21 protein-coding genes and 2 riboswitches are annotated in these 26,172 nt (G+C 61.0%); of the genes, 12 read left to right on the top strand and 9 right to left on the bottom strand.

Annotation, left to right across the window (positions count from 1 at the left end; translation table 11 throughout):
• Positions 1-69: 69 nt before the first annotated feature.
• Positions 70-157, bottom strand: a riboswitch (cyclic di-GMP riboswitch).
• Between the two features lie 314 nt (positions 158-471).
• Entirely contained in the window at positions 472-1,707 is a 1,236-nt protein-coding gene (locus AB5Y71_RS07710; protein ID WP_368171318.1) for a diguanylate cyclase, read from the top strand.
• A gap of 127 nt (positions 1,708-1,834) precedes the next feature.
• On the opposite strand, the gene AB5Y71_RS07715 is transcribed toward AB5Y71_RS07710, so the two are convergent.
• Positions 1,835-4,429 carry a glycosyl hydrolase family 18 protein gene (locus AB5Y71_RS07715; protein ID WP_368171319.1) on the bottom strand — a complete coding sequence of 865 codons (2,595 nt, stop codon included), beginning with the start codon at positions 4,427-4,429 and terminating at the stop codon, positions 1,835-1,837.
• A gap of 102 nt (positions 4,430-4,531) precedes the next feature.
• Positions 4,532-4,619: riboswitch (cyclic di-GMP riboswitch) on the bottom strand.
• A gap of 234 nt (positions 4,620-4,853) precedes the next feature.
• Positions 4,854-8,309, bottom strand: coding sequence for a NahK/ErcS family hybrid sensor histidine kinase/response regulator (locus AB5Y71_RS07720; RefSeq protein ID WP_368171320.1), 3,456 nt, complete (start codon positions 8,307-8,309; stop codon positions 4,854-4,856).
• Positions 8,310-8,524: 215 nt separating this feature from the next.
• On the opposite strand from AB5Y71_RS07720, the gene AB5Y71_RS07725 reads away from it, so the two are divergent.
• From AB5Y71_RS07725 to AB5Y71_RS07735, 3 genes are read left to right on the top strand one after another with little or no spacing between them, the layout of a single operon-like run.
• On the top strand, positions 8,525-9,073 hold the full coding sequence (locus AB5Y71_RS07725) for a DUF2975 domain-containing protein (RefSeq protein ID WP_368171321.1): 549 nt from the start codon (positions 8,525-8,527) through the stop codon (positions 9,071-9,073).
• A gap of 7 nt (positions 9,074-9,080) precedes the next feature.
• Complete coding sequence (locus AB5Y71_RS07730) at positions 9,081-9,290, top strand: helix-turn-helix transcriptional regulator (protein ID WP_005348179.1); 210 nt, start codon at positions 9,081-9,083, stop codon at positions 9,288-9,290.
• A 7-nt stretch (positions 9,291-9,297) separates the two neighbouring features.
• Positions 9,298-10,515, top strand: a complete 1,218-nt coding sequence (locus tag AB5Y71_RS07735) for a hypothetical protein (protein ID WP_368171322.1) — start codon at positions 9,298-9,300, stop codon at positions 10,513-10,515.
• Positions 10,516-10,591: 76 nt separating this feature from the next.
• Here the strand turns inward: AB5Y71_RS07735 and AB5Y71_RS07740 are convergent, their stop codons facing one another.
• Positions 10,592-11,746 carry a 3-phenylpropionate MFS transporter gene (locus AB5Y71_RS07740; protein ID WP_368171323.1) on the bottom strand — a complete coding sequence of 385 codons (1,155 nt, stop codon included), beginning with the start codon at positions 11,744-11,746 and terminating at the stop codon, positions 10,592-10,594.
• A 285-nt stretch (positions 11,747-12,031) separates the two neighbouring features.
• On the bottom strand, positions 12,032-14,137 hold the full coding sequence (locus AB5Y71_RS07745) for a TonB-dependent hemoglobin/transferrin/lactoferrin family receptor (RefSeq protein WP_368171324.1): 2,106 nt from the start codon (positions 14,135-14,137) through the stop codon (positions 12,032-12,034).
• Positions 14,138-14,330: 193 nt separating this feature from the next.
• Between AB5Y71_RS07745 and AB5Y71_RS07750 the strand changes: the two genes are divergently transcribed.
• From AB5Y71_RS07750 to AB5Y71_RS07760, 3 genes are read left to right on the top strand one after another with little or no spacing between them, the layout of a single operon-like run.
• Complete coding sequence (locus tag AB5Y71_RS07750) at positions 14,331-15,302, top strand: ChaN family lipoprotein (protein WP_368171325.1); 972 nt, start codon at positions 14,331-14,333, stop codon at positions 15,300-15,302.
• Positions 15,303-15,327: 25 nt separating this feature from the next.
• A complete protein-coding gene (locus tag AB5Y71_RS07755; RefSeq protein WP_005348211.1) occupies positions 15,328-15,882 on the top strand; it encodes a cysteine hydrolase family protein in 555 nt (184 codons plus the stop codon).
• 37 nt (positions 15,883-15,919) lie between these two features.
• The gene (locus AB5Y71_RS07760; RefSeq protein ID WP_330125659.1) at positions 15,920-16,303 is read left to right on the top strand and encodes a hypothetical protein; all 384 of its coding nucleotides are present in this window, start codon (positions 15,920-15,922) and stop codon (positions 16,301-16,303) included.
• 86 nt (positions 16,304-16,389) lie between these two features.
• Here AB5Y71_RS07760 and hutZ read toward each other — a convergent pair whose 3' ends face one another.
• Positions 16,390-16,947, bottom strand: a complete 558-nt coding sequence (hutZ, locus tag AB5Y71_RS07765) for a heme utilization protein HutZ (protein WP_005335257.1) — start codon at positions 16,945-16,947, stop codon at positions 16,390-16,392.
• Entirely contained in the window at positions 16,944-17,456 is a 513-nt protein-coding gene (gene hutX, locus AB5Y71_RS07770; protein ID WP_005362516.1) for a heme utilization cystosolic carrier protein HutX, read from the bottom strand. The genes hutZ and hutX overlap by 4 nt, the downstream gene beginning before the upstream one ends.
• Before the next feature lie 170 nt (positions 17,457-17,626).
• Between hutX and AB5Y71_RS07775 the strand changes: the two genes are divergently transcribed.
• The 5 genes from AB5Y71_RS07775 (at position 17,627) to pepE (ending at position 22,918) form a co-directional block, all read left to right on the top strand.
• On the top strand, positions 17,627-18,478 hold the full coding sequence (locus tag AB5Y71_RS07775) for a hemin ABC transporter substrate-binding protein (RefSeq protein WP_368171326.1): 852 nt from the start codon (positions 17,627-17,629) through the stop codon (positions 18,476-18,478).
• On the top strand, positions 18,475-19,506 hold the full coding sequence (locus AB5Y71_RS07780; protein ID WP_368171327.1) for a FecCD family ABC transporter permease: 1,032 nt from the start codon (positions 18,475-18,477) through the stop codon (positions 19,504-19,506). Before AB5Y71_RS07775 ends, AB5Y71_RS07780 begins: the two co-directional genes overlap by 4 nt.
• 11 nt (positions 19,507-19,517) lie before the next feature.
• Complete coding sequence (locus AB5Y71_RS07785; protein ID WP_368171328.1) at positions 19,518-20,342, top strand: heme ABC transporter ATP-binding protein; 825 nt, start codon at positions 19,518-19,520, stop codon at positions 20,340-20,342.
• A gap of 232 nt (positions 20,343-20,574) precedes the next feature.
• Positions 20,575-21,936: an endonuclease/exonuclease/phosphatase family protein gene (locus AB5Y71_RS07790; protein WP_368171329.1), complete on the top strand. Its 1,362-nt coding sequence runs from the start codon at positions 20,575-20,577 to the stop codon at positions 21,934-21,936.
• A 244-nt stretch (positions 21,937-22,180) separates the two neighbouring features.
• Positions 22,181-22,918: a dipeptidase PepE gene (pepE, locus tag AB5Y71_RS07795; RefSeq protein ID WP_368171330.1), complete on the top strand. Its 738-nt coding sequence runs from the start codon at positions 22,181-22,183 to the stop codon at positions 22,916-22,918.
• 120 nt (positions 22,919-23,038) lie between these two features.
• Here pepE and AB5Y71_RS07800 read toward each other — a convergent pair whose 3' ends face one another.
• The 3 genes from AB5Y71_RS07800 to dnaB all read right to left on the bottom strand — a co-directional run bounded on the left by AB5Y71_RS07800 (position 23,039) and on the right by dnaB (position 26,117).
• Complete coding sequence (locus AB5Y71_RS07800; protein WP_244776604.1) at positions 23,039-23,458, bottom strand: secondary thiamine-phosphate synthase enzyme YjbQ; 420 nt, start codon at positions 23,456-23,458, stop codon at positions 23,039-23,041.
• Positions 23,458-24,531 (bottom strand): alanine racemase, encoded by a 1,074-nt coding sequence (gene alr, locus AB5Y71_RS07805; RefSeq protein ID WP_064340761.1) that lies wholly within the window; start codon positions 24,529-24,531, stop codon positions 23,458-23,460. Before alr ends, AB5Y71_RS07800 begins: the two co-directional genes overlap by 1 nt.
• Positions 24,532-24,722: 191 nt before the next feature.
• Positions 24,723-26,117, bottom strand: a complete 1,395-nt coding sequence (gene dnaB / locus AB5Y71_RS07810; protein WP_026035132.1) for a replicative DNA helicase — start codon at positions 26,115-26,117, stop codon at positions 24,723-24,725.
• Positions 26,118-26,172: the final 55 nt, after the last annotated feature.

Genomic DNA, 26,172 nt, shown 5'->3' on the forward strand with positions numbered 1-26,172 from the left:
AAAGGGCAACGCAACACGACAGGTGACACAAAAACGGCCACCCCTTGGCAAAGGCAGCCTGCATTCTACTGTGGTGGCCCCGCTATCCTAGGTCGTCTTGACCCTTAGACCGGAAGCTTTGCGTCCCGACTTTTCAATCGGTTTGCCCTTGTCACAACGTTATTTCTGGCGATAAATAATCGCCGATTGACTGTAGGGTAATTCTGATAAGTAAGCAAATCGGACCATTGCCAGCCCACCAGTTACCAACCCCGACAATTAGCCACTTTCAAGAAATTAATGTTTAAAAAACAGCCGGATATGCAGACCTACTCTCATCACCTCCAACCAGATACTTCACACCATTTTTTGATCTGCATCACACCAAATTGAGAAAAATCAATGAGTAAGAACAATATGCGACAAAAGACCCATCTGTATCGCAACTAATGAATTTATAATCGCCGCTTTGCATGGCCAGCAGGTGTCTTCATGCCCAGCGAATTGCCCTCACGCACCCGGTTATCCAGATACGACAAATTTGTTCGTTTGACGATTTATGCCTTGCCACTGGCCGGGATGATCTGGCTTATCAACAGCCTCAATGGCTGGCAAAGGGCGCCGCTTGCCAGCACCTTGCTAGTCCAGAGCTACCTTATCTGCACCTTCTGGCTCTATCGCCACTACCGCTACCATCTGCACCGCCAGTGGCAGCATCTGAGTGAGGCGCTCAAGATCAACGAAACCACCGCCGAACTGGCCCGCAACTCGGCGCAATACCAGACCGAAGAGGCCTTTCTGGAGGATCTGCTCAGACGAGCCGTGATGTTGATCCCGGGAGCCGAGATGGGCTGCCTGATCAAGCTGCTGCCGGGCACAGGCATGTTGAGATATGAAGCGGCCATCGGCATGGATCTGGTGAAACTGCGGCGGATCAATCTGCCGCTGGAGCACACCTTTCAGTACAAGCTGACTCAGGGGCGTTGCAACAAAACCTTGCTGATCAACGACCTGTCGAAGATAAATGCCACCATGCCCCTGTCCGAACAGGACAGAGAGCTGCTGGTCAACTGCACCGACCTACCCATCCAGGCTACGCTGGCGACCCCGATCCATATCGATGGTCAGCTCTACGGCATGATCAATATGGACAGCAGCAAACGTAATGCCTTTACCCGCTACGACAGCCACCTGATGGCGATTCTGGCGCGGGATATTCGCCACGCCATCACCATCTATCAGCAATCCCGCCGCATCTATCAGCTGGCCAATACCGACCAGCTGACCGGGCTCGCCAATCGCCAGCAATTCGAACTCGCTCTGCAAGCACAGCCGGAAGGCACCCTGCTGCTGATCGACATGGATAATCTCAAGCAGCTCAATGACAGCAGTGGCCATTTAGCGGGTGATCAGGCCCTGCGCCTTATCGCAGATGGCATACGCCAGCACTTCGGTCAGGGGGTGATTGCCGCCCGCTTCGGCGGGGATGAGTTTGTGCTGCTCACCACTCTGACACCGACCGAGCTGCAACAGGCGATGGCCAGGCTGACGACCATGCTGGCCAGCGCCTCCCCCACTATCTCGTGCAGCATGGGGATGGCCCCCTATCGCGGCGACTTTGCCGCTGCGTTTGCCAGAGCCGATGCCGACATGTACCAACACAAGCGGCACCACAAAGAGCAACGTGCGGCACAGATGCCAGCTATCGGGGAGAGCATTAATCACTAGGCAAGAGTGAGCACTTTGCAGGGACACGAGAGAAGCTGGGGGAAACCGGTTGGCAGACCCGCCAGAATGTGGCGAAGCGGGGAGAAAAAACGGGGCATGACTGGCATGCCCCGCCACCATTCAATGCTTATTTACAGCTGGCGGCTCCCACATCCTGCCAGACGTCGTGTTTGCCGGGCTCATTGCCCTTGGTCCAGTACTGCGCCTTCCACTGACGGCCGTTATGGGTGGTGAGCTCGCCACCGTTGTAGGCCACATTGGCATCCCAACCCAGTTGCACCTTGCTCACCAGCAGCCACTGATCCGCGGTGCGGCTAGGCTCGTTGCCCTGGGTCCAGTACTTGGCCTGCCACACCAGCTGGTTGTGGCTCACCTTGTCGCCGCTGTTATAGGTGCTGGCCGCTTTCCAGACTGGCCAGTTGGCCGCATCCGGATCGGTCGCCGTGCAACCACCGCCGCTGCTGGCCGGTTTGACCGTCAGACGGGTTGCCGCACTGGCATCCAACCCACCGTCGGAGACGGTGACGCTCAGGTCATAGCCGGTGTCGCTGGTGACGTTCGGGCCAGTCACCACCAGGGTGGCGCTGTTCTGACCCGTTGCGGTGATGCCTGCCGGCACGCTCCACTGATAGGTCAACGGATCACCGTTCGGATCAGAGGCGGTCGCCTTGATGGTCACCTGCTTGCCCGCCTCCACAGAGGCCGTGGCAGGTACACTCACCACCGGCGCCAGATTGGCCTGCGGCGCCTTGTTGGTCACCACCACCTGATCCTTGGCACTCAACAGCTGGTCATCGGTCACCGTCAGCTCAAACACCAGATTGATGTCGGCAGTCACCGCATCGAGTACAACACGGGCCTTGGCCTGAGTGGCATCCAGCAGGGCAGCCTGCGGGCCGGAGATCTGCTTCCAGCTGTACCTGAGCGCGCTGTTTTCCGGATCGTGGGAGGCCGAACCATCCAGCGTCACCTCGGTCGGGCCGGTCACCTTGAGGTCACTGCCCGCGTTGGCCAGCGGCGGCTTGTTGGCTGGTGGAGTCGTCCCCTCGCCGTGGCCCAGCCCCTCGTGCATGGCGTTGAGGATGTCACCGTTGTCGGCATCGATCTCCCAGGAGAAGAGGCCACCGAGCTTGTTGGCCAGCACATACTGCCCCTTGGCCTTGACCGAGCGCTCGTTGTCATAGGTGATGAGATCACCGGTCGCCGCCTTGAACAGATAGGGCGCCTCGGCCACTTCGTCATAGCCCTGCTCCCAGCCAGCCCCCATCCGGTTATTGACGATGTCGCGGTAATCCACCACCCCGTCCTCCCAGGTCCCTTTTACCTTGCCGGTCGCCTTGCCGGTGAAGGGGTTGTTGCCCTGATAACCACTTACCCCGGTCCAGCCACGGCCATACATGGCTGCCCCGACCACCAGCTTGCCGGGTTCAACCCCCTGCGCCAGCAGCTGATTGACCGCCTTGTCGGTGGTGTACTTGGTATCGGGATCCCAGCTCGCCGCATAGAGGTTGGTCTGGTGGCCCAGCTCGGTGTTGCTCCAGCCACCGTTGTAGTCGTAGGTCATCATGAAGATGTGGTCCATGTAGGGCTGGGCCGCCTTGTAGTCCACATCCTGGATCTTGTCGCCCCCCGCCCCGATGGCCGAGGTGAGCTCATACTGGCGCCTGGTCTCGGCCTCCAGCTCGTCGAGCATGGCCCGCAGCTCCTTCATCAGGGCCACATAGGTGGCACCATCGCTCGGGCTGCCCAGTTTCGGGTTGGCCCCCTGTCCGCCCGGGTACTCCCAGTCGATATCCACGCCATCGAAGAATTTCCAGGTCTGCAGGAACTCTTTTACCGAGCCGACGAACACATCGCGCTTGGTTTTGTCACCGAGGAAGTAGAAGGGGTCGGAGAGGGTCCAGCCGCCGACCGAGGGGAGGATCTTGAGGTTCGGATAGGCCTGCTTGAGCGCCATCAGAGCGCCAAAGTTGCCCTTGTAGGGCTCATCATGGGCGGTGAGGTTGCCTTGCGGCATCTGGATGGCGGCCCAGGGATCGTGCATCGCCACCTTGAAGTCGGCGCGACCGGCACACGCCCGCTGCAGCGCCTGGAAGCTCCCTTCGATCTCCTTGAGGCTGTCGTTGAGGCCATCCCCGCCGCAGATGGGGGTGAAACCATAGAGGATATGGGTCAGGTTCTGGGCCGGGATCTTGTCCACCGTAAACTTGCGGCCATAGACCCCCCACTCCACATAGTAAGTCCCCACCACCTTGCCGGACTTGTTGGCGTAGGGCTTGTTGTTCTCCTGCAGCGGCGCCTTAAGTGGCGCCAGATGGCTGCCGTCGGTATCGGCAACCACGATCTCCTTGGCATCAGAGAGGGTACAGCCATCGGCGTTGCACAGCGCCACCTGCATCTGGTAGCGCCCCCCTTTCTTCACCTTGAATTTGGCGCTGCCCGCCGCGGCCGAGGGGCCGGACCACACCTCCTGACCATTGAGCAGCACCTTGGCACTCTGGCCCAGATCGCCGCTCCAGAGGTTCCAGTTCACCTCCACATCGGCGGCATCCTTTACCTTGACCAGATTGTTGTAGGCAGTAGCCGCCTGATCGACTTCAACGATGGAAAACTTGGTGGGGCCCCATCCGATGGTGGGCTTGCCGGGCGCCGCAGCATAAGCGGACGAGGCGCAGCACAGACCGACCGCGAGGGCCAGCATGGTAGGCTTTGGACTTAGCATTTTTATATTTCCCTATTTCGTTATGTTGGCAACGAAAAGGGCTACGCCCTGACAGGTAACGCAGACGGCAGTGCGGCCTCTTGGCAAAGGTGCACAACAACCTGTGGTGGCCCCGCTATCTCAAGTACGGCTCATCCCTGGACCGGAAGCTTTGCGTCCCGATCTTGCGATCGGTTTGCCCTTCGGTTACTTCATTTGCGATGCAAAAAATCGCATCCCGACTATAGAGTGAGCCAATCCGGTCTGCCACTGTCGGCGTTCACCGACAGTGGCAAGCCAATACTGTAACTGGCGGCGATTGCGCAGGAAGATGAAGATATCTTCGCCAATAAATCTCTGTTTTCGGCATTGATCCATGACCAGGGTCCACGGGATCATTGCGCGGTTTTGTGAGCCGGTTCACGGCTAGCCGCCTCGGATGTGGCTAGCGCAGCAGCAGACTGTTCATCAGGGCCCGCAGTTTGAGTGGTTTGACCGGTTTGCTGATGTAGCCATACCCCCGCTCGCGGATCTGCGCCTGCAACTCGCTCTTGCGATCGGCACTGATGATGATGCCTCCCAGCTCGTCGCCACACACCCGTTGCAGGGCAGCGAGCGCCTCCAACCCGGTCTTGCCGTCGTCGAGGTGGTAATCGGAGAGCACCAGTCTCGGTACAAACCCTTGTGCCACCAGCGCCTCGGCTTCGGCCAGATCGACGGCGCAGCGCACCTCGCAGCCCCAACGGCCGAGCAGGGTGCTCATGGCGGTCAGAATGTCCCGCTCGTTGTCGATACAGAGCACGGCTACACCTTCCAGCTGGCTGTCACGCACCACCGGCGCCGCCAGCTGATGAGCCGTGACCGGCCGGGTCGCCAGATTGAGGGTCACCGCAAAGACCGATCCCTTGCCCGGCCAGCTCTGCAATGTGAGCTGATGACCGAGCACCTGCGAGATGCCGCGGGCGATGGCGAGCCCCAGACCCAGCCCCTGCTCCTTGGCGGTGCGGGAGTGATCGAGGCGGGAGAACTCGTCGAAGATCGCCTCCTGCTTGTCCTGCGGGATGCCGGGGCCGTTATCCCACACCTCGATGCGGATCTTGTCACCCATCCGGCGGCAACCAAGCAGCACCCTCCCCCCCGGGTTGTAGCGAAACGCATTGGTGAGGAAGTTCTGCAGCACCCGGCGCAGCAGCCGCACATCGCTGTGCACCGCGTGCTTGCTCTCCACCACCGAGAAGTGGATCCCCCCCGCCTGTGCCAGTACGCCAAACTCCGCCTTGAGGTTGTCGAGCAGATCGCGCAGGGCAAAGTCGAGCTTCTTGGCCTTGAACTTGCCCGCTTCGAGCCGCGAGATATCGAGCAGATCGGTGATGAGATCCTCGGTCGCCCCCAGCGCATCATCGATATGGCGGGCAATGCGGGCCTGCTCGCCAGCATCGGGCAACATCTCCAGCAGGGAGGAGGTAAACAGCTTGGCCGCATTGAGGGGCTGGGTCAGATCGTGGCTGACCGCCGCCAGAAAACGGCTCTTGGATTGATTGGCCCGCTCCACCTGCTGGTTCACCAGCAATAGTTGGCGGTTGAGTTCGGAGAGCTCACGGGTACGCTCGGCCACCCGCGCCTCCAGATGTTCGTTCGCTTCGCGCAGCACCCGCTCCGCATCGCGAAACGGGGTGATGTCGGTAAAGGTCATGACAAAACCACCGGCGGGCATGGGGTTGCCCTGCATCTCGATCACCCGCCCGTCCGGGCGCTCCCGCGCCGAGATATGGGCGCTGCCGCGCTTCATAAAGGCAACCCGCCGCGCCACGTGATCCTCGATATCACCGGGGCCACAGAGTCCCTGCTGGGCGTTGTAGCGAATGATCTCCTCAATAGGACGCCCAGCCTGAATAAGCCCGGGCGGATAGTGGAACAGCTCGATGTAGCGGCGGTTCCAGGCCACCAGCCGAAGTTCCCTGTCCACCACCGAGATCCCCTGCCCGATATGCTCGATCGCACCCTGCAGCAGACCGCGGTTGAAGCGAAACACGTCGGAGGCCTCATCGACAATGGTGGCGATCTCCTCGAGCTGCATGTTGCGCCCCTGCAGGGCCGAGGCGAGCACCAGCCGCGCCGACGAAGTGCCAAATACCCCCGCCAGCAGCCGCTCGGTGTGGGCAATCAGCTCGGCCGAAGCCTGCATCTGCGGAGCAAGGGTGCCGCCCCGCTCACCAGCGAAGCGACCAAAGGCGCGCTTGACCCGGCTTGAGCCGACAAAGCGGGCCGCCAGCATCTCCAGCTCCTTGACCGAGACCCGCGCCTGATAGAGGGCGGCGGTATCGCGGCTCGGCTTGCCGACAAAGTTGGCGGCCTGCAGCCGCTCGCTCACCGCAGGGCGCGACAGCAGCGAGCCCGCCACATAACCGAGCAGGTTGAATAGCAGGCTCAGGAAGATGCACCAGGCTCCGAGACTCAGCTCGCGAAATGCGGGCCAGTCCGGCGGCGCCAGCAGTTCAGCCAGCGGTGAACCGACCAGCAGTCCGCTCTCCACCAGTAAGGTCACGAACCAGAGGCTCACCCCGAGGCTCAACCCAAGATAGACCCCCTTGCGATTGCCATGACGCCAGTAGAGGCCGAGCAGCAGGGCCGGCGCAAACTGGGCCACCGCGCCAAAGGAGAGATAGCCGATGCGCGACAAGCTGGTGAGATCGCCGAGCCACAGGTAAAGCCCCCAGGCCGCCAGCAAGATCAGCAGGATGGCGCCACGGCGCACCTGCAACAGCAGCCGCACCAGCCGCTCGTCGCGCCCCTGCCGCCAGAAGCGGCGCAGCAGCACCGGCAGCACCAGATCGTTGCTCACCATGATCGCCAGTGCGATGGTGCAGACGATCACCATGCCGGTGGCCGCCGAGGTGCCGCCGAGAAACGCCAGCATCGCCATGCCATCGAAACCGAGGGCCATCGGCAGACTGATCACATAGGTGTCGGAGGCCATGTCAGCCCCCACCCACTGCTTGCCCGCCAGTGCCAGCGGCCAGATAAAGAGCCCCATCACGAACAGGTAGAGCGGGAAGATCCAGCGCGCCCAGTGCAGATCCTGCCCCTGATTGTTCTCCACCACAGTCACATGAAACTGGCGCGGCAGGCAGATGACGGCGCACATCGCCAGCACCGTATAGATGGCAAGCTCCAGCAGGTTGCCGGGGCTCACCGCCACCACCTGCGCAAAGAAGTCGCGGGTCACCTGCTCGTGAGCCTCGCCCGGTTTGCTCAGGATCAGCCAGAGGGCAAAGCCCCCCACCGCGATAAAGGCCAGCAATTTGACCACCGACTCGAAAGCGATGGCCACAACCATCCCCCTGTGGTGCTCGGTGGCATCAAGATGGCGAGTACCGAACAGGATGCTGAACAGCGCCAGCAGCAGGGTGACCCCGAGCGCCAGCTCGCTGGTATTGCTGGTCGGGCTGATGCCGCCGCTGTTGACCATCAGCAGATCCAGCCCGGTGACGATGGCTTTGAGCTGCAATACCAGATAGGGGAGGATCCCCATGATGGCGATGAGGGCGATCACCATGGCGAGCCGCTGGGATTTGCCGTAACGGGCGGCGATAAAGTCAGCGATGGAGGTGATGTGCTCGCGCTTGGCCACCAGAATAAGGCGGGCCAGCAGCCGCCAGCCAAACAGAAAGACCAGCATGGGGCCAAGGTAGATGGGCACCGGCGACCAGGGGGATTCACTCGCCTGCCCCACGGTGCCGAAGAAGGTCCAGGAGGTGCAGTAGACAGCCAGCGACAGGCTGTAGAGCAGCGGTTGCCCCTTGAGACGGTGCCGTTTGTGCTTGTCTGCCACGAAGGCGATCAGAAACAGCAGCCCCAGATAGGTGAGCGACAATCCGATCAGCAGCCATCCCTGGTGCATCGATAACTCCTTGTCCATGTTGAGTTTTTGTATACAGCCTCGCCAGTCTAGAGAGGCAGCAGCCAAAAGTCATCCCCTTCGGACAGATTGAAATTATCGTTTTTCAATAAGTTTTATCTTGACTGTATATCGCAAAACAATAAACATCGCCGATGTGAATATTGATAAACGATAAACTTTACCTTTCAGATAAAACCATCACAGTGAGGAATGAGATGATCTCCAACAAACTCAAACGCTCGAGCATGCTGATCGAATGGCTGCTACTGCTGGCACTGCTGGCGACACCTTTGATCACCTTGCTGGAGGTGTGGACCCCCTTCGGTGGCGCCGATTTTCTGCAGGAGAAGCTCAACACCATCTTGAGCCGTCCCGGCATCAATCCTGCCGACTATCCCCTTCACTTCTCCACCCGGCTGCTCGGCACCCTGGTGCAGCTGTTGCCGGATCTGGTCTTTATGATGATGCTCTGGCAACTGCGTCAGCTGTTTCGCGGCTACCGCGCCGGTCTGCTCTTCACCTTCGAGCAGATCCGCCGCTACCGGCAGATCGGACTGCTGCTCTGTACAACCTTCCTGGTCGAATTGATCCTGACCCCCTTGCTGGATACGGTGCTCACCATGAGAGGCCCGGAAGTACTCGGTACCATAGCGCTGAGTACCTCCGATTTCCGGGTACTGCTGGCGGGACTGATCGTACTGGCGCTGGCACTGGTCATGCGCGAGGCCAAACTGCTGGCCGATGAACAGCAACTGACGGTGTGAGGATCCTATGCCCATTATCATCCGCCTCGATGCCCTGCTGGCCGAGCGCAAAATGACCGCCCGCGAACTGGCCCAGCGCATCGACATCACCGAGGCCAACCTCTCGATCCTCAAGAATGGCCACGCCAAGGCGGTGCGCTTCTCCACTCTGGAGGCCATCTGCCGTGAACTCAATTGCCAGCCCGGCGATCTGCTGGGCTACGAGCAGGAGCGCTAACCCCCTTATGAGTCGTCATATCACCCTGTTTGCCCTGTGGCTGCTGCCGCTGTGGGCCTGCGCTGGCAATGACGCGAACGGCCCCCGCTACCTTATAGAGCAGGGCGCCAGCGCCAATGTGCTGCAAGTGCGCCTCACCATGCAGGGCAAGCCTCCCTTTACCCTGCTCCCCGCTCGTCAGTTGCCGGGCAGTGCCACGCTGGTTTCCCCCGCGCTGGTCTGCCTTGCAAACAACCAGCCGGTTGCCCTCAACCAGCCCTTCTCCTGCAAGGAGATCGGCTGGCAGATCACGCTCACCCCCCCTCCGACAGTGGGTGCAGATGCCTCGGCCCAACAGTCGCTGCTGTTTGCTCCCAACCAGTGGCTATTGACCGAGTGGGGTAACTTTGTGCGCCAGATGGGGAGCCGCCAAGGAAAGGTTTGTCTGCCGGATGGCAGCTGCCAACCACTGCCGGATGTCAACCAGCCGCCGCTGATCCTGCCGTTTGGTCTGGACACTGTGCCCGTCACCAAGCCGGATCCGCGGCTGGTGCTAAGCCATGACGAGACCGCCAATCAGCTCGATCTGTCGGCCTTGCAGCAGCAACTGAATGAGATCATCGACTATCTGGCCTTCCAGCTCGATGTGGATCCGCCCACTCACCCGTGGCAACTGGTGTGGCTGGGGCGGGATGTGGCGACCCGCTCCCTTGGCGGCGCAGCCGGAGATCAGGTGTTTGTCGCCAACTACCCCACCGAGGCTGGCAAACCGACGCCACAGGCCCCCTTGCGCCTGCTGCGCACCTCGGCCCACGAGGCGGTGCATATCCTCAGCGCTCGCCACTCTGCTCCACAACCCACCTGGGTCAATGAGAGCCTCGCCGAGTACCTCGCTATCAAAGCGCTGCGCCGCTTTCGGCTGCATCAAGTCACGGCGGTCAACGAGCTGGCCGAGCGGGGCAAACAGCTGCCCCATAGCGATAGCGGCCTCTATCGGGCAGCTCGCGAGGTGCTGACGGGCGATCGCTCCTACTACCCGCTCTTTTACGTCAAGGGGAGCGCCTTCTGGGAAGCGCTGGAGCGGGAGCTGCAGCACAATGACGTGACGATGGCGCAACTGCTGCCCCAACTGGGCTGGCTGCCGGATGGCCGCTTTGATGCCGCCTCCAATGAACTGCTTGCCGGCACCATCGGCTCGGATACCTGGCGCCGCCTCAGCCGCCTCTATCTGGGCGAGCAGCAGTAACAGCGCAACCGCGACAACGAAAAAGGGATAGCCGTGGCTCTCCCTTTTGTTAGGTGATGATTCAAATAGACAAATATCAGGCCGGAGCCCTCTCCTGCGCAGACGGCGCAAAGGGGCGCAGCCGCAGGAAGAAGACCGGCAAGACCACCAGCACCATCAGGAAGAAGATGCCGCCGCCGAGAGGCTCGAACAGCACGCCGCAAAGTGCCATCAGAGCCGCCACCGTCATGCCGAGGCCGAGGGCCGCATAGAGCGCCTGAGTCGGGATCAACTGCTCGGCGGGCAGCTGGCGAGTCATAAAACGCACCGCCCCCAGATGACTCATGCCGAACGTCACCGAGTGGAGCAATTGCCCCAGCACCAGCACCCACAACTCGGTCGAGGCACCCAGCAATACCCAGCGCACCACGCAACCGATGGCACCGGCGATAAAGAGGCTCTGGGCGCCAAAGCGCTGCAAGAACCGCTTGTCAGCGGCGAACATGCAGATCTCCGCTACCACCCCGAGCGCCCAGAGATAGCCGATGATGGTGCCGCTATACCCTTGCGCCTTCCAGTAGATGGCGCTGAAACCGTAATAGGCGGCGTGGCTCCCCTGCAGCAGAGCGGTCAGCAGCAAGAAACGACGTACCGGTGCGCTGCGCAGGGTTGCCAACAAAGAGGCCTTGGCCCGCTCGCCCTGACTATCCTGTGGCGCCGGATAGAGCGGCAGCCAGCTGAGCAGCAGCATCAGCACCAGCCCCGCCACCATGGTGTGCAAAATCCAGTCACTACCGAAGTTGCCCACCAGTGCCCCCACCAGCGTCGAGGCGACAATAAAGGCAAACGAACCGCACAGCCGCACCTTGCCGTAATCGAGATGGGTCTGCACCACCATGCGGGTCGCCAGCGCCTCTCCCACCGGCATCAGGGTCGGATAGATAAAGTTCGCCAGCAGGGTCAAGCCCACCAGCCACCAGAGGTTATGACTGAGATAGAAGCCGAGAAACGCCAGCAAACTGAGCAGGGAGAGCAACCGGGTAACCGGCAACAGATGGCCCGCCCCCTTGATCTGCCCCATCACCATCAGGTTGCCGGCAAAGCGGATCGCCATCCCCGCCCCCAGCAGCAGACCAATCATCTCGGCGCTGACGCCCACCCCCTCCAGCCAGAGCGACCAGAACGGCAAGTAAGCACCGTAGACAAAATAGAAGGCGCCGAAAAAGAGCGCTAACCAGGAAAACGCGGGCATAGATCCTCTGCAACCGGATGACGGGAGCAGAATGATAACCCATCCGCCCCCGCAGATCCCGATGGAAACCCTGCGCAGAAAACGAAAAAACTTCAATAAAATTGAACTATTACCGAAGAGGTGGGGTCTACCTGGTAACACCTCCTCCTGGTTAGTGTTGCAATCCTTCCACCCGCCTATGGCGGGTTTCTTTTTTTAGGCAAACCTCTGCTCCATCGTCACAACATGGCGGCGACAAAAAAGGGGCCGAAGCCCCTTTGATCATCTGCGTCTGTTGTTTGCTCTTTAGAATACGTATTTGACCCGTGCACTCAGGTTGCGGCCCGGTTCGGTCATCAGGCTGTTGTCGGAACCTGCATCACGACCGGCGATGCGCTCGTAGCTGGTGTACTCCTTGTCAAACAGGTTGAAGACCCCGACGTTGAGCTGCAGGTCGGTCATCGGGTTGAACTGGGCGTACATATCTACCACACCCCAACCGGCGCTCTTCACATAATCGTTGCCTTTGCTGTCTTTACGGACTTTGTCCATGTCGTCAGCAAAGCGCAGCGCTGTGTTGAAGTTCCATTGGGCCTGTTCCAGACGCACACCGATCGAGCCGTTGAGCGGGCTCAGGCTGTTGATGTAGTTGCCATCCCCATCCTTGCCTTCGATGTAGGCGAGGTTGCCCCAGACATTGACGATGTCGTTGAGCCAGTAATCCGCCTTGGCTTCGACCCCTTTGGTGGTCGCCTTGCTCAGGTTCTGGTACTGATAGACGGCGGTGCGCCCCTCTTTGCCCACTTCCACCATCTCGATGAAGTCTTCAAACTTGTTGTAGAAGCTGGCTACTTCATAGCTGAAGCCGTTGCTGCTGCCACGTACACCAAGATCGATGCCGTCGCTGCTCTCCGGATTGAGGTTCGGGTTGGGCTCGATGCGATAGCCGTAAGCCTGATGGTTCAGGGTGGAGAAGGCGCTGTCATACATGGGGGCCTTGAAACCGTGGCTGTACTGGGCGAACAGGTTGGCCGCCTCGTGGGCCTTGAACACCAGACCCAGCTTGGGTGACAACTCCCCTTCGGAGAACTTGTGCAGCTTGTCGCCTGTGTAGGCCGGATCGTTGTCCGGGGTCATCCGGTAGTAGTCATAACGGGCACCCGGGGTCAGCACCCAGCGCTCGCCAAACTTGATCTCGTCAAAGGCCCACAGGGCACTGCGCTCGCTGGTGGTAGCCGGGAAGCTCAGCTCGTTGTAGCCGACAAAATCACCGGGAGTCGTCGGCCCCTTGTAACGGGTACGTTCGTTGTCGGTGTGCTCGTATTCAGCCCCCCAGGCCAGGCGGTGGTTGGCGACCGCCTTGTGGAACTGCAGCTGGGCGCCGATGTTCTTCTGGTCGAACACGTTGTGATCCAGCGAGTTTTTGGTCACATAGGGGTTGCCGGGGCTGACCGGATACTTGGATGAGGCGTACTGATCCAGCGTCTGCTTGGTGCGGGCGAAATAGACCTTGCTATCCATCCGATCGGCCCAGCCTTGATTCAGCGCGATGCCGTGATCCAGCACCACTGAGAGGTTGTCGGTCTGCTTGTCGGTGATGGGCTGATCAAAGACACGGGCAGTGCCGGTACCGACCTTGTTGAGCTTGACCGCATCCGGCTCCTCGCCATCGGTCAGGTAGTCAACGGTCAGCTTGAGGAACTGCTCATCGGAGAGGTTCCACTTGCTCTTGAGCAGCAGGGCGTGGGTACCGATATCGAAGTCGTTTTTGGTGGAGTCGAAATTCTGGGTCACACCGCCATCGCGCCAGGTGTAGCGCAGCAGGTTCTCCACTTCACCAGTGCGCAGGGCGCCGGTAAAGCCCGCCATCTTCTGGTGGCTGCTGGAGGCGTAACCGCTGGTCACATCCAGATAACTATCCTTGCCCTTGAGGAAGTCGCGCGCATCCTTGGTGGTGATGGCAATCACGCCACCCAGCGCATCGGAGCCGTAGGCGGCAGACGCCGGCCCCTTTGCCACTTCTACCTGCTTGATCATGTCGGTATCGAAGTAGCTCTGGCCAACACCGCCCTTGCTGTAGGCATCGTTCTGGCGCACACCGTCGCGCACCACCTTGACTCGGTTTTCCCCCATGCCGCGGATGATGAAGGTCTGCGCATCCCCCTGACCGCCGAGCACGGTCACACCGGGTTCATAGCGGAACAGGTCAGCAACGTTGGTGACGACCTGCTCTTCAATCTGCTTGGCGGTGATCACCGAGATGGGGCCGGAGACATCTTCCAGTTTTTGCTCCATCCGTGAGCCGCTGACGACCACGACTTCATCCGCCTTCTGGGTGGCAGCAAAGACCTGGGAGGAGAGACCGGCCGCCACGGCGAGGGCAACCAGAGAGAGTGCGTTATGATGGGTCACAGCGAATCCTTATTGAGAACTATTATCAAACAGGCCGCATATTACCCGGCTCCCGACAAAGATCAACAAGAAACGAAATCATTCTCATTTGTTTTGAACCAAATTGGTTTTACACTGTCGCCCTGTGTTGCCCTTATTCTCTATTAGCCCCCCGAGATGCACCGGCATCCGGGCATATCAGCCGTGAGATCCCATGATTAGACGACTTCCCCAGCTCGCCCTGCCGCTGCTACTGGCAGCCTGTGCCACCCCCACCCAACCGACCCAGTCATCACAGTTGCAGACGCTCTATGACTACCGGCTAAGCGGCGAAAGAGAAGCAGACCTGACGCTGGAGCAAGCAATCGCGCGCATTGCCGACGCCGACATCATTCTGGTGGGTGAGCTGCACAGCCATCCCGCCGTGCATCTGTTGCAATCGCGCCTGCTGAGCGGGCTCTACACCGCTGGCCAGCAGCACGGTCGGCCATTGGCCCTCTCCATGGAGCAGTTCAGCCGCGCCGATCAGAAGACGCTGGATGCCTATCTGGCGAACCAGATTGGTGAAGCGGCCTTGATCCGCGAAGGCAACGCCTGGCCCAACTATCCGAGCGACTACCGTCCGCTGGTGGAGTTTGCCAAGGCTCACCAGATGCCGGTGATCGCCGCCAACGCCCCCAAGCCGCTGGTGAGCTGTGTCGGTCAGGAGGGGGCTGAGTGGCTCGACAAACTGCCAGCCACACGTCGCAGCCAGCTGGCCCGCCAGCTGACGCTGGGGGATGACCCCTATCGCCAGAAATTTATGGCCTCCATGCACCACGGCGATGCCGACAGCAACGCCCGCCGCTTCGCCGCCCAGACCAGTTGGGATGACACCATGGCCGAGAGCATGGTGGATTATCTCGCCAAGCACCCGGGCCAGCAGATCATGCATATCGCCGGCAATTTCCACGTCGAGGGGGGGCTTGGGCTCGCCAGTCGCATCGCCAGCCGCAATCCGGCCCTCAAGGTAGCGCTGGTCGTCCCCCGTACAGATGAGACCTCTGTTGCAGATCCCGCAGCCGATGTGCAGGTAACCATCATGCCGCTGCCTAAGCGCTGGCAAAACAGTGACGAGATGAAGCAAGATATGGGCGCGCTGCATCAATCCCGCAGTCGTGACTGCAGCCAGTGGCTGCAACCCTAATCTTCAAGGAAACGGCGGGTAAAATATGGATGTGTTACTGATCATCGATGTGCAGCAAGGCTTGTTCAACGAGCCCCGTTACCGCCAGGAGCAGGTGCTGGCCAATATCAATCGGGCTGCGGCCCATGTCAGACAGCAACAGGGACGGGTCATCTATATCCAGCATGACTCGCCCCCCGGTACCGAACTGGAACCGGGCACCCCGGGTTGGCAGTTGCACAGTGCGCTGCAACCGGCCAAGGGAGAGAGCCGGGTGCGCAAAACGGCCTGTGACAGCTTTCTCGATACCGAGCTTGCCTTCCTGCTGGCCGAGCAGCCGGTCGATCGACTGATCCTCTGTGGCTGCGCCACCGATTTTTGCGTCGATACCACAGTGCGCAGTGCGGCCTCCCATGGGTACGAGGTGCTGGTGTTGAGCGATGGTCACACCACCGCCGATCGCCCCCACCTGAGCGCGGCCCAGATCACCGAGCACCATCACTGGATGTGGCGCCACCTCAGCCTGCCGGAGGGGCGCAGTGTGACCCTGCTCACCACCGACGAGCTGCTGGCAGTAACACCCGCCCTGCAGCCGTGCTAATCTGCGAGCCTCGCCTCGTTTCTCACTGGAGTCTGTCGTGCGCCTGTTGTCTGCCACCCTGTTGTTGATTGTTCCCCTGCTGTCGGCCTGCTCCAGCTTGCCCGGCCAGAAGTATGACGGGCCGACCCCCCTGTTTCTGACCCACATCAACGAGGAGGGGAGCAAGCGGTTCACCTTTGAAGCCGCGCCCAACGACACCTTGCCGCGCGGCCTCTCGGCGGCCCAGAGCCAGCGGCTGCTGGAGCAGCGGGAGGCGTTACAGGAGAACCTGCTGACCGAGACCCTGGCGACCAAGCAGTATTGCCGCCAGGGCTACATAGTGCTGAGCCAGACCTCCTGGAAGGTGCGGGGAGAGTGCAACGAAACGGCCACCGACGCCGATCGTCGCGCTTTTCCCAACAAGGCCTCCTGGCAGGATTGAACTGGCGGATGAGATAACGCAATAAAAACGGGCAGCCAATTGGCTGCCCGTTTTGTTATGACGGCTGTAGTGGTCGACAGAGATTATCAGACCGGCGCATCGGCCGGGCTGGTTAGCTCGGCACCGTTGTCGATGCGCTTGTGCCCTTCCACCAGATGGACGAAATCCACCAGCTCGTCACCGGAAACCGCGAACGCCTGTCCGAAGCCCTTGACGAACAGCCCCTGTTCCGGTTTGAGGCGGAACAGTTTGAAATCCTTGAGGTTGGAGAGACCCTTGATGATCTCGCCAAAACGCCCCTCCAACGCCGCCACCGCCTTGCTCCAGCGGGCGTCGTCACGGGCCACCACTTCAGCCACCGCATCGAAGGTCAGGCGCTTGCGGGCAAACAGCTCGCGGGCACCGCTCTCATCCTCGATCAGCATCAGGGATACCCGGGGCACCTGTTGCAGGTTACGGGCGTGGCGAGCGATCTCGGAGATCAGCACATAGTAGCCATCTTCCTGCAGCACGAACGGCGCATAACTGGCGTTGGGGTTGCCTTCGCCATCGACTGTGGCGAGCTGCAGGGTGCGGCAGCTGTCGCGAAACTCGCGGATCTCCGGTTGCAGGCGGTTCTGCAGACGCTCCTGACGTTCACTCATGCTTTGACTTCCTCTTGAGAGTTGTGGCGCAGCGCCATGAAACGGGTGACCTGATCGGCCAGCAGCTGGCGTTTCTCGTCGCGACCCAGATAGACCTTGAAAATGCAGCGGCCGGAGTGACCGAAGAACTGGAAGGAGTGCCCCTCCTTGCCCATGAACAGCTTGCTGACCAGCGCAATCCCCGCCACGTTGTCGAGCTTGAGGTGACCATGCAGCTCACCGTCGCGGCCCATCAGGTTGTAGTAGCCGCGTGCGTCCTTGCCTTTCGGGAAGGGGGCTTTTACCTCGAAGATGGATCCTTCTGATTCGACGATGGTGGTCACCGGGCCCCAGTCGGCCAGATCTTCCAGCAGACCTTGTGCGCGATCGGCGGGTAGCAGGGTCACCAGCTCGGCGGGCAGATGGCGAACCACCTCCCATTCGCTGATGGCAAGCTGGGCCGCCAGGGTGGACGGATGAGCGCCGGGATCCTGCTCCAGCAGCGCGTGAATGCGTTGTGCAATGCTCATGTTTTCTCCCTCTGCGGGACCATATTGTCCCGCTGTTTATCATGGCGGCTACTCTAATAAAGCACCGAAACCAATGCAATTGATAATTGCTATCATTATCAGTGCATTTTTTCCAAAGCCTTGATATTCTCGGCGGCACACCCGTTTCATTCACCCCTTCGGAGGTTAGCATGGGCCGTCGTCTTGCCCTCGCCATCACCCTGCTCTGCAGTTCACTCTCTCCCTTCTCTGCCGTTGCCGCCGACGGACAGAAAGAGCGTATCGTCAGTATCGGCCCCGCCACCACAGAACTCATTCTGGCCCTTGGCGGTGAATCGAGCCTGATCGCCACCGATGTCAGCAGCCCCTTGCCAAAAGGGTTGCCCAAGGTGGGTTATCACCGGGCGCTGGCCGCCGAAGGGATCCTGAGCCTCTCCCCCACCCGACTTGTGGGCAGTGACGAGATGGGGCCGGCCCCGACCCTGGATCAGCTGCGCCGTGCCGGGGTCAAGGTGGAGGTGCTGGATACCGCGCCGACTCTCGCCAACCTCAACCAGCGTATCGACACCCTCTCCAGCCTGCTGGGCGATAAAGCCGCTGGCGATCGCCTGAAGGCAGAGATCCAGGCCCAGACCGAGCAGCTGGCGGCGCAAGCCAAACAGAACAAACCGCTCAAGGTCGCTTTCCTGCTGCTGCACAAGGGGCAACCCACCAGCATCGCCGGGGGGGACACCACCGCCAGCGCGCTGATTTCGCTGGCAGGCGGCATCAATCCGGTCGCCGAGTTGCGCAACTACAAGCCGGTATCCGCCGAATCCCTCATCGAGATGCAGCCCGATCTGGTACTGGTCAGCGGTCGTGACTGGCAGCAATATGCCGATCCGGCCAAGGTGCTGGCAGAAGTGCCCGCCCTGGCCGCCACCCCGGCTGGCAAGCGCAACGCCATTCACGCCATCGACGGCCACGCCCTGCAAGGGGGCCTGAGCCTCAACTCCCTGCAACAGGCGAACCAGATCGCCCAGTGGATCAAGCAGGGGTCATGATGCGGTTACCCCTCTCCTGGCTGCTGGCCTTCACCACGGCCGCACTGGCACTGTTGCTGCTCGGTTCGCTGGCAACCGGCCCCATGACCCTCACCCTGGGCGAGAGTCTGCGGGCGCTGTTTGCCGGGCAGGAGAGCGGGATTGAGTCACACAAGCTGCTGATCGTGCAGGAAATTCGCCTGCCGAGAACCCTGCTCTGCATCGCAGTGGGGGGGATCCTCGGGCTCTGTGGCGCCGTGATGCAGGGGCTGTTTCGCAACCCCCTGGCTGACCCCGGCATCATAGGTGTCTCCGGCGGTGCGGCGCTCGGTGCGGCGCTCGCCATCGTGCTGCTGGCCCCCCTCGGCCAGCAGCTGCAAGCCACCATCGGGGTTGGTCTGCTGCCGCTGCTCGCCTTTCTCGGCGGCGCGCTCACCACCACTCTGGTCTATCTGCTCGGCACCCGTGAGGGGGGCACCTCGGTCACCGTCATGCTACTGGCCGGGGTCGCCATCACTGCGCTCTCCGGTGCAGTGATCGGCCTGCTCACCTATCTGGCGGACGATCAGATGCTGCGCAACCTGAGCCTGTGGCAGATGGGAACGCTGGCGGCAGGCAAACCGGCCGATGTGGCGCTGGCCCTGCTCACCCTGACGGCCCTGCTGTGGCTCTTTATGCGCGATGCCAATCCCCTCAACGCCCTGCTGCTGGGTGAAGGAGAGGCTCGTCATCTTGGGGTCAATGTGCAATCCCTCAAGCGCCGCCTGATTCTGCTCACCGCAGCAGGCGTCGGGGTGGCGGTGGCGGTAGCGGGGATGATCGGCTTCGTTGGGCTGGTGGTGCCCCATCTGGTGCGCCTGCTGGCGGGCCCCAACCATGTCAGGTTGCTGCCACTCTCGGCCCTGCTTGGCGCCGCCCTGCTGCTGGCAGCCGATATGCTGGCACGCACCCTGCTGGCCCCGGCCGAGCTGCCGGTGGGCATCATCACCGCCCTGCTCGGCGCTCCCTTCTTCATCTGGCTGCTGATAAAAGGCCGCCGCGCCCTGTGATACGGACTGTTATGCAACCACTCTCATCCTCACTCTCATCCTCACTCTCCTCCCCCCTGTTGAGCTGCACCCGACTCAGCCTGCGCCGTGGCCAGCGCCAGATCCTGGATGGGCTCAATCTCGACCTCGAGAGCGGCACCCTCACCGCTCTGCTCGGCCCCAACGGGGCGGGCAAGAGCTCGCTGCTCAAGTGCCTGACCGGCGAGCTGGAATATGAGGGTTCCATCACCCTGTTTGGCGCGGATCGCCGGCAGTGGGACAGCAGCCAGCTGGCCCACCGGCTCGGGGTATTACCGCAAAGCTCCTCACTCAACTTCCCCTTTCTCTGCGAAGAAGTGGTCGCCATGGGGCGTTTGCCCCACAGTGAACCGGCGGTGCGGCGTGACGAGATTGTGGCTGCGGCCATGACCCATGCCGGGGTCGAGCATCTGGCCAAGCGGCTCTATCCGGGGCTCTCCGGCGGCGAGCGGCAGCGGGTGCAGTTTGCCCGGGTGCTGGCGCAGATTTGGCAGGCCCCCTCTCCGACCGAGCAGGCCGAGCAACCCCGCTTGCTGCTGCTCGACGAACCCACCTCGGCGCTGGATCTGAAATACCAGCATCAGCTGCTCACCATGGCGCGCGCCCTCGCCAGCCGCAATACTGCTGTGCTGGTGGTGCTGCACGACCTCAATCTGGCGGCGCGCTATGCCGATCGGCTGGTGATGCTGGAGCGGGGGAAACTGATGGCCGATGGCACGCCTGCCGAGGTGCTGACCCCCGAGCTGATTGCCCGTCTCTATGACTATCCGGCACAGGTGATCCACCACCCCGAGAGCGGCCTGCCGATGGTGGTGTGACAAATTCAGAGTACGGTAATGGTTGGCAGCGCGCGCTATTCATCCCGAAAACTGCAGCGTATAAATCGGTTTTTCACACCCCATGTCGCCCTGCTAACATTCATCATCGCCAGATATGTGGTGTGAATATCCTCACACTTTACTCAGGCAAAATCCCCGCAGCATCGCCGTCTACTTATAATGGCGCCGCCTCACAGAAGGCATAACTCATTGATGCTACGGAATAATTAAAATGAAGAATATCAACAAGACCCTACTGGCTGCCGCCATCTCCCTCGGGATACTGGCTGGCTGCAACAGCGACAACGACTCAAAGGCAGCTGATCCCATGGTTCGTTTTGCCACCTTCAACCTCTCTTTTGACCGCACTGCCGCCGGTATGTTGACAGGTGAGCTGGCGCTGACCCGCACCGAGCAGGATGCCCTGCTGGCCCGCCTCGCGGAAGGGAGCCTGAGCGGCGCCACGGAAACCAAAGCCAAGAACGTGCAGCAGATCCGCAACGTGGCGGAGATCATCCAGCGCACCCGCCCGGATGTGTTCCTGCTCAACGAGTTCGACAACGACGGCAAAGGCGAGAGCACCGCCGATCTGAAAGCCTTCAACGACAACTATCTGGCCCACGCCCAGCACGCAGAGGTGACGGCCATCAGCTATCCGGTGATGCAGAATTTCGCCACCAACACCGGCCTGATGAGCGGTTATGACCTCAATCTGGATGGCAAGGTCAACAGCGGCCCCGACGATGCCTGGGGCTTTGGCAACTACCACGGCCAGTATGCCTTTGCGGTGATGTCCAAATACCCCATCGACACCAAGCAGATCCGCACCTTCCAGAACTTCAAGTGGAAGGATATGCCGGGCGAGCAGAATCCCATCATCGATGACTGCAACAACCCCAATGCCAAGATCCCGGCCAGCCGCCAGTGTGGCGATGCCTGGTATTCAGACGCAGCCTGGCAGCAGTACCCGCTCTCCTCCAAGAACCACGCCGATGTGCCGGTACGGATCAAGACCGAGAAGGGTGAAGAGGTGATCCACTTCCTGATCTCCCACCCGACCCCGCCAATCTTTGCCAACGCGGCGCGTCACACCGTCAAGCACAACCGCGCCGAGATCGCCTTCTGGAACGACTACGTCAAGGGTCTCAACTACATGACCGATGACAAGGGCACCAAGGGTGGACTGGCCAAAAACGCCAAGTTTGTTATCGCGGGTGATCTCAACGCCGATCCGCTCACCGGTGACGGCGACCTGACTGCCATTCAGGATTTGCTAAACAACCCGCTGATGAATCAGGCCATCACCAATGGCACCCTGATCCCGGTCAGCGAAGGGGGCCCGGAGTGTGTCAGCAAGGGGGTCGACTGCAAACGCAACCTCACTCGCCCCAACCCGGAACGGATCACCAACTCCAGCGTGCTGCAGCTGGATCACGTCATCCCCTCCGCCAACCTCAACGCGGTCAAGAGCGGCGTCTTCTGGCCTGCCAGCTTCGAGGCCGGTTATCACTTGGTCTATGATGCGAAACTCGGCATCGCCAAGGGAGTCAGTTCGGATCACCGCATGGTGTGGGTCGATCTCAAACTCGACTAACCCTGCCATGACCCCGCTGCGGCGGGGTCTTTTATTGGAGATGGTCAGCGAGCTGAGCGCTGCTTATTAATCCACCAGTTGGCATTGAGTTATCCATCCATAACTCCTCCATAGCCGTTGAATGGGCCTCGCGATCACAGAACTACCTCGCCAATGGTGGTAGCATGCCTCCTCTTGCCATCCGGCCGCACGGCGGATCCGGTGGCCCTCCCTCCTCCGCTTTCACTTTTTGAGGAACGATTTGATGGAACTGCTTCTGCTTAGCAACGGTAAAGCCAACGAATTTCCGGGTCTGCTCGGCTGGGCCCGGGATCGGGTTCAAAGCCTGCTCGCGCGCAAACAGGTCAAGCGCATCCTGCTGATCCCCTACGCGGTGATCCGCAGCGACTGGGATGCCCGTGCCAACGAGCTGCAGGAGAGTCTGGGAGTCGATGCCATCAGCATCCACCACTTCGATGACCCGGTTGATGCCATCAATCAGGCGGACGCCATCTTTATCAGCGGCGGCAATACCTGGCGCCTCAACCAGATGCTGCATGAAAACGGCCTGATCGTGCCGATCCAGCGTGCCGTGCGCGAACGGGGCGTCCCCTATGTAGGCTGGAGCGCCGGTTGTAACGTGGCGACCCCGAGCATCCGCACCACCAACGACATGCCGGTCTGCAACGCCGCCGTGCTGCCCGCGCTGGGCCTGTTCCCGCTGCAAATCAACCCGCACTATCTGGATGCCAGCATCAGCGGACACATGGGCGAGACCCGCGACGAGCGTCTGGCTGAGTTCTGCGCCATCAACCCGAGCGAATATGTGGTGGCCCTGCGCGAAGCGAGTCTGCTGCAAATCACCGGAGAAAACGGCAGCGAACGTCTGGAGTACTGGAGCGCCCGCGAGCAAGACTTCAAGATCTTCAAACATGGTCAGGAGCCGCAAGCCTTTATGGACGCCGCCCCGCTGGCCGAGCTGACCCCCTTCAAGGTCGGCTAAGCCACGAAGAGCGCCGAACCACTGGCAGGCAGATGGCTCACAGCAACGTAGCAAAAAAAGAGGGATGGCTCGGCGCCATCCCTCTTTTTTATCGTCATCTTTCAGCTGGTTGCAGCCTGATTACTCACCCTGCAGGGTCACCAGCACCTTGCGGGCACCACCATCGACGCGATGTTCGCCAAGCCAGATCCCCTGCCAGGTGCCAAGTGCCAGCTGACCATCGCGAACTGGCAGTAGCAGGCTCACCCCGAGCAGGGAGGATTTGATGTGGGCGGGCATGTCGTCCGGCCCCTCATAGGTGTGGCGATAGTAGGGGGCATCCTCCGGCGCCAGCCGGTGCAGATGAGCCTCCATATCGCTGCGCACGCTGGGGTCGCAATTCTCGTTGAGGGTGAGCGAGGCGGAGGTGTGTTGCAGCAGCAGGTGCGCCATGCCGACCCGGTAATCCGCCAGCATCGGCAGTTTGGCCACCAGCTCGTCAGTCACCAGATGAAAGCCCCGTGAACGGGACTTCAGAGTCAGCAGGCACTGCTGCCACATCAGACGTATTCCATAAAGACGCGGGAGGTGAGCTTGGTGATGAGCTCGTAGGGGATGGTGCCAATCTCGTCGGCCACCCGCTCTACTGGCAGCCCCTCGCCCCACAGTACCGCCTCGTCACCGGCCTTGTCGGTTGCGCCGGGCCCAAGATCTACCGTGCTCATATCCATGGAGACACGCCCCACCAGCGGCACGATGCGGCCGTTGATCAGCACGGAAGTGCCATTGGGCGCCATGCGCGGATAACCGTCACCGTAGCCGATGGCGATCACCCCGAGCCGAGTATCGCGATCCGACACCCAGTTGGCGCCATAACCCACCGGCTCGCCCGCCTTGTGATCCCGCACCGCAATCAGCTGGGTCTTCAAAGTCATCACCGGCTGCAGGTCATAATCGGCCGCTATCGTGTTGGGGAAGGGCGACACGCCATAGAGGATGACGCCGGGGCGCACCCAGTCGCAGTGGGAGTCCGGCCAGGCCAGAATGCCCGCCGAGTTGGCCATGGCCCGCTCGCCCGCTAGCGGCGCGGTCAACTTGCTGAAGAGGTCGATCTGCTCGCGGGTGGTGGGCTGCTCCAGCTCATCGGAGCGGCTGAAGTGGGTCATGATGTTGAACGGCTGTACCACGTTCTTGCACTTGCCGAGTCGTTCGATAAAGGCGGGCATCTCGTCGGCACGCACCCCGAGGCGGTGCATGCCGGTGTCGAGCTTGAGCCAGGCCACCACGGGCGCTGGCAGCTCGACTTGCTCCAGCGCTTCGAGCTGCTCCCAGGTGTGAACCGCCGTCTGCAGGTTATTGGCCGCCAGCACCGGCAGATCGTCGGCGGAGAAGAAGCCCTCCAGCAGCACGATGGGCTTGACCACGGCGCAGGAGCGCAGCATCAGCGCCTCTTCGATTCGGGCCACCGCATAGGCATCCGCATCCACCAGGGTGCGGGCGACCGGCAGCAGTCCGTGGCCATAGGCGTTGGCCTTGACCACAGCGATGATCTTGCAAGCGGGGGCGTGGCGCTTGACCACGGCGAGGTTGTGGCGCAAGGCCGCAGTGTTGATTTGGGCAGTAGCCGCTTTCATGGTTTTCCCTTACGAGGGCACAAATGGTCTCCCCCTCATCGGGCAGAAGACCGCCACTCACTTATCGTCGTCGAAGGCCGGACCGGCATAATTGTCGAACCGGGAAAACAGGCCCTGAGCAGCAGCCAATGACTGGCTGTCGATCAGGGCAGTCGTGGTAATGACGAAACCGCCATCACCTTGGGTTTACATCAATAGTCGTCGTCAAACGCCGGACCGGCGTAGTTGTCGAACCGGGAGAACTGACCCTGGAAGGTGAGGCGCACCCGGCCGATAGGGCCGTTACGCTGCTTGCCGATAATGATCTCGGCAATCCCCTTGTCCGGGCTGTCATCGTGATAAACCTCATCACGATAGATAAACATGATCAAATCCGCATCCTGCTCGATGGAGCCCGATTCACGAAGATCCGAGTTGACCGGGCGCTTGTCGGCCCGCTGTTCCAGGCTTCGGTTCAGCTGGGAGAGCGCCACCACCGGGCACTGCAGCTCTTTCGCCAAGGCCTTGAGGGAGCGGGAGATCTCGCCGATCTCCAGGGTACGGTTGTCAGATAGCGCCGGCACCCGCATCAGCTGCAGGTAGTCCACCATGATCATGGATAGGCCACCATGCTCGCGTGCCACCCGACGGGCACGGGAGCGCACATCGGTCGGAGTGAGGCCGGAGGCGTCATCGATATACATCTTGCCCTTTTCCAGCAGCAATCCCATGGTGGAGGAGAGGCGTGCCCAATCCTCGTCGTCGAGCTGACCGGTACGCACCTTGGTCTGATCGATGCGACCGACCGAGGCGAGCATACGCATGATGATCTGCTCGGAGGGCATCTCCAGCGAGAAGATAAGCACCGGCTTGTCGGCGGTGAGGGCCGCATGCTCGCACAGGTTCATGGCAAAGGTGGTCTTGCCCATGGAGGGACGGGCCGCCACGATGATCAAGTCCGAACGCTGCAAACCGGCGGTCATCTTGTCGAGATCGTTGTAACCGCTCGATACCCCGGTCACCCCGTTGTGGGGGGTCTTGAACAGCTCTTCAATCTTGTCGACAGTCTGCTCGAGGATCAGCTTCAGGGGCTGGGGCCCCTCGTTGGCGCTAGTGCGCTGCTCGGCAATCTTGAATACCTTGCTCTCGGCAAGATCCAGCAGATCGCCGGAGGTACGGCCCTGTGGCTCGTAGCCTGCTTCGACTATCTCGTTGGCGACCGAGATCATCTCCCGCACCACCGCTCGCTCGCGCACGATTTCGGCGTAGGCGTTGATGTTGGCGGCACTCGGGGTGTTCTTGGCGATCTCCACCAGATAGGCGAAGCCACCCGCCTCTTCCAGCTGTTCGGAGCGTTCCAGCTCCTCCTGCAGGGTGATGAGGTCGATGGGGTTGCCCGCGTTGGAGAGGCGGGTCATGGCCTGGAAGATCAACCGGTGCGGACGGCTGTAGAAATCCTGATCGATCACCCGTTCGGCAACCCGATCCCAGGCATCGTTATCCAGCATCAGGCCGCCCAGTACGGACTGTTCGGCCTCAAAAGAGTGGGGAGGAACTTTCAGCTGTTGTGTCTTGGCGTCTTTTTTCGCCGTCACTTGCTCTGCCATACACATAAAAACCGCAGCGGGAAGGGGACGGGAATTTTACAAAAGAAAGCCAACT

The sequence above is a fragment of the Aeromonas sp. R9-2 genome (genome assembly GCF_040908025.1).
Classification (GTDB): domain Bacteria; phylum Pseudomonadota; class Gammaproteobacteria; order Enterobacterales; family Aeromonadaceae; genus Aeromonas; species Aeromonas veronii.

Excerpts from the sequence above, each read along its gene's own strand:
- AB5Y71_RS07775 (WP_368171326.1), top strand. The coding sequence starts at position 17,627 with ATGGGCCGTCGTCTTGCCCTCGCCATCACCCTGCTCTGCAGTTCACTC.
- AB5Y71_RS07740 (WP_368171323.1), bottom strand. The coding sequence starts at position 11,746 with ATGCCCGCGTTTTCCTGGTTAGCGCTCTTTTTCGGCGCCTTCTATTTT.
- AB5Y71_RS07755 (WP_005348211.1), top strand. The coding sequence starts at position 15,328 with ATGGATGTGTTACTGATCATCGATGTGCAGCAAGGCTTGTTCAACGAG.
- hutZ (WP_005335257.1), bottom strand. The coding sequence starts at position 16,947 with ATGAGTGAACGTCAGGAGCGTCTGCAGAACCGCCTGCAACCGGAGATC.
- AB5Y71_RS07715 (WP_368171319.1), bottom strand. The coding sequence starts at position 4,429 with ATGCTAAGTCCAAAGCCTACCATGCTGGCCCTCGCGGTCGGTCTGTGC.
- AB5Y71_RS07710 (WP_368171318.1), top strand. The coding sequence starts at position 472 with ATGCCCAGCGAATTGCCCTCACGCACCCGGTTATCCAGATACGACAAA.
- AB5Y71_RS07720 (WP_368171320.1), bottom strand. The coding sequence starts at position 8,309 with ATGCACCAGGGATGGCTGCTGATCGGATTGTCGCTCACCTATCTGGGG.
- AB5Y71_RS07785 (WP_368171328.1), top strand. The coding sequence starts at position 19,518 with ATGCAACCACTCTCATCCTCACTCTCATCCTCACTCTCCTCCCCCCTG.
- AB5Y71_RS07750 (WP_368171325.1), top strand. The coding sequence starts at position 14,331 with ATGATTAGACGACTTCCCCAGCTCGCCCTGCCGCTGCTACTGGCAGCC.
- AB5Y71_RS07725 (WP_368171321.1), top strand. The coding sequence starts at position 8,525 with ATGATCTCCAACAAACTCAAACGCTCGAGCATGCTGATCGAATGGCTG.
- AB5Y71_RS07735 (WP_368171322.1), top strand. The coding sequence starts at position 9,298 with ATGAGTCGTCATATCACCCTGTTTGCCCTGTGGCTGCTGCCGCTGTGG.
- AB5Y71_RS07780 (WP_368171327.1), top strand. The coding sequence starts at position 18,475 with ATGATGCGGTTACCCCTCTCCTGGCTGCTGGCCTTCACCACGGCCGCA.
- AB5Y71_RS07730 (WP_005348179.1), top strand. The coding sequence starts at position 9,081 with ATGCCCATTATCATCCGCCTCGATGCCCTGCTGGCCGAGCGCAAAATG.
- alr (WP_064340761.1), bottom strand. The coding sequence starts at position 24,531 with ATGAAAGCGGCTACTGCCCAAATCAACACTGCGGCCTTGCGCCACAAC.
- dnaB (WP_026035132.1), bottom strand. The coding sequence starts at position 26,117 with ATGGCAGAGCAAGTGACGGCGAAAAAAGACGCCAAGACACAACAGCTG.
- AB5Y71_RS07800 (WP_244776604.1), bottom strand. The coding sequence starts at position 23,458 with ATGTGGCAGCAGTGCCTGCTGACTCTGAAGTCCCGTTCACGGGGCTTT.
- hutX (WP_005362516.1), bottom strand. The coding sequence starts at position 17,456 with ATGAGCATTGCACAACGCATTCACGCGCTGCTGGAGCAGGATCCCGGC.
- AB5Y71_RS07790 (WP_368171329.1), top strand. The coding sequence starts at position 20,575 with ATGAAGAATATCAACAAGACCCTACTGGCTGCCGCCATCTCCCTCGGG.
- pepE (WP_368171330.1), top strand. The coding sequence starts at position 22,181 with ATGGAACTGCTTCTGCTTAGCAACGGTAAAGCCAACGAATTTCCGGGT.